The following is a 2,484-nucleotide window of genomic DNA, read 5'->3' as shown; positions in this document are numbered from 1 at the left end:
CGGCCAACACCCCTACGACCGAGTCTACCAAGCTCACGGCATCGAGCACCGCCTAATCCGCCCCCGTCACCCCCAGACTAACGGCATGGTCGAACGTTTCAATAGCCGCATCAGCGAAATCCTGGCCACGACCCCTGTTCGGCTCCGGCGAGCAGCTAGAAGAGACCCTCATGCGCTATGCTGCTCTGTATAACCATGCCATCCCACAGAAGGCCCGCGGTCACCTCACACCCATCCAAGCTCTCAAAAACTGGTCTGCAAAACGGCCTGAGCTGTTCAACAAACAGGTTTATAATCTTACGGGACTTGACACATATGGTTAAGATCATATGGAACATAATAGGTAGAGCAGTATACGCCTTGGTGCATAAAATGTCGTTATATGATCCTGCTATCGCAGACTTTATAAGAATATACCGATACGAATGTATTGAAATAAGGGCAGACGGTGAAATCGCTGTAGTCTCGGCCATAAATTTATGGCTGTGATTTACAGGTCAGCTTGAAGTTACAGTAATCGCAGTATCGGGTATTAATCAATAATTTCTTGTGGTGTCCGATCTTTTTTGATTGGCCATGGCAGAGCAATTATACCTATTTCTTTACGTATAAAATTAACACGTACTAGATTGACTATAGAGAGTGCAGCTGCACTGGCTACTGCTGCTCCTGTCCCGCCATAGAGAGGGATCAATATGCTACATCCAGCTGCAGATATCAACAAAGCAATGAAATTTGCTTCGAGATAGCTTCTTTCACGGCCTGTCATCGTCAGCAAGAATCCGACAGGGCCTGTCACGACATTGATGATTTGACCGATCGTCAATATTACGAGTATGGCCCAAGCCGATGTAAATTCGGGACCAAACAGAGACATGATTTTATCAGGTATTGTCATGAACAGCAGCATGGCCGGTGCTGATATGATAGTGAGTATCATTGCGCTATGACGCACGATATGTTCCAATGCATAGGTATTGCCTTGTCGGTAGATAGCAGCGATCTTCGGTGCAATAATCGAGTTAGCAGCCACCAGTAGTAGGCTAATCAGTGCTGCCGTTCTATGGGCTGCACTATACTGTCCAACCTCTACACTGCTCGACCAGAAGCCAAGTAATAGAACAGGTAGTGCCAAGTTGAGTTGATGTATAAGCGTTGCTCCTAACAAAGGAAAGCTGCTGGATAACAGTGTTGTGAGAGCGAATTGAGGTCTTACTTGCCCATGTTTACGAGTGCATAAATACCATATCAGCGCGCCATATCCCATGGTAAGGAACGTGGCGGCAACATAGGCCAGGACAGCACCATTAACTCCATAAGAATAAGCCAGCAAGAATGTTAACGCAGTGGCGAACGCATGGATTAGCACGCCTTGTATTAGCATGCTATCACGAACGTTTTTGAGACCTTGCAGTGCACGAGCTAGTATGGTGATGCATGCCAGAGGCACGATAGCAAGTGACATTAGGGTGAGTGGCTCTGCTAGATTCGGCTCGCTAAAAATGTATTTCGACAATGGGGTCGCAAGGATAAATGTCGTGACCGCCAGTATGGTTGACATGGCAAGTGACAACCATAGCGCATGTCGCACAACCCCACGCACGGATTGCCATTCCTCTGCAATGGCGTGAGCAGCAACGTAACGGGTTACACTATTGTCCATGCCCAAGCGTCCGACAACGGCGGATAGTGTAATTATAGCGAGCGCTAGGAAATATAATCCCGAGCCTTCTGCGCCGAGTAGACGTGCAAGGAGTAAATGAAAGAGAAAAGTTATGCAGGCACCAATGATTTTTATCAGAACTGCCAGCGCGCCTTTGCTTAGTATTTCATACATGTGGCTATCTAAGCTCTGTCGCAGCGATGTGGCTATTGAGCGTAACGATTTCATGTATCTCGTAGAAAAACGAATTGTGGTCTATAATAAGCAACGTAATTATAATTAAGCGCCGATCCTGTAATTGAGCCGTCGATTGAGATTGCTATGCTGTATTAGCATATTATGTGCAGTATAAATAAACAATCGCGAAAAGATTAGGTCATGTGCAGAAAATCTAACTTCTCTTGATCCCAAACCATATCGCATTAATCTTGGCTAGCAAATCCTGCAATATATACTTCTTAACAGCGACGTAGTTACCTTTGAGCCGGAGATTATCAGTTATGGAAGGTCTGCTTAACGGGCGTCTGTCTACCCTGCCTTGACGCACCGCCGGAAATTATCAGCTATGGAAAGTCTGCTTAACCCACCCGTCCTTTGATGTGAGATAGTACGGACAGCAAGCCTCCAGAGAAGAGAGAGAACGGACATGAAGCAGATGAGCCTGGCCAGTGCCGTGACGGGGTTTGAACGCAGGGTCAAGAAGACGCGCAAGCGTGTCTTTTTGGAGGAAATGAACCGGGTGGTGCCGTGGGCTGAGCTGGTAGCGCTGATTGCGCCGTATGCGCCCAAGCGCGGTCCCCAGGGGGGACGCCCGCCGTTTG

General features: G+C 47.7%; 2 protein-coding genes and 1 pseudogene. 2 read left to right on the top strand and 1 reads right to left on the bottom strand.

Annotation, left to right across the window (positions count from 1 at the left end; translation table 11 throughout):
* Nucleotides 1-323: pseudogene (locus NZM04_01960) on the top strand (integrase core domain-containing protein).
* Between the two features lie 209 nt (nt 324-532).
* Here the strand turns inward: NZM04_01960 and NZM04_01955 are convergent.
* On the bottom strand, nt 533-1,891 hold the full coding sequence (locus NZM04_01955; protein MCS7062807.1) for an oligosaccharide flippase family protein: 1,359 nt from the start codon (nt 1,889-1,891) through the stop codon (nt 533-535).
* A 427-nt stretch (nt 1,892-2,318) separates the two neighbouring features.
* On the opposite strand from NZM04_01955, the gene NZM04_01950 reads away from it, so the two are divergent.
* The coding region (locus NZM04_01950) for an IS5/IS1182 family transposase (GenBank protein MCS7062806.1) at nt 2,319-2,484 on the top strand (166 nt) is incomplete at its 3' end.

Source organism: Candidatus Methylacidiphilales bacterium, assembly GCA_025056655.1.
GTDB lineage: Bacteria > Verrucomicrobiota > Verrucomicrobiia > Methylacidiphilales > JANWVL01 > JANWVL01.
Note: the sequence above shows the minus strand (reverse complement) of the source record. Positions and strands in the feature narration are given on the sequence as shown.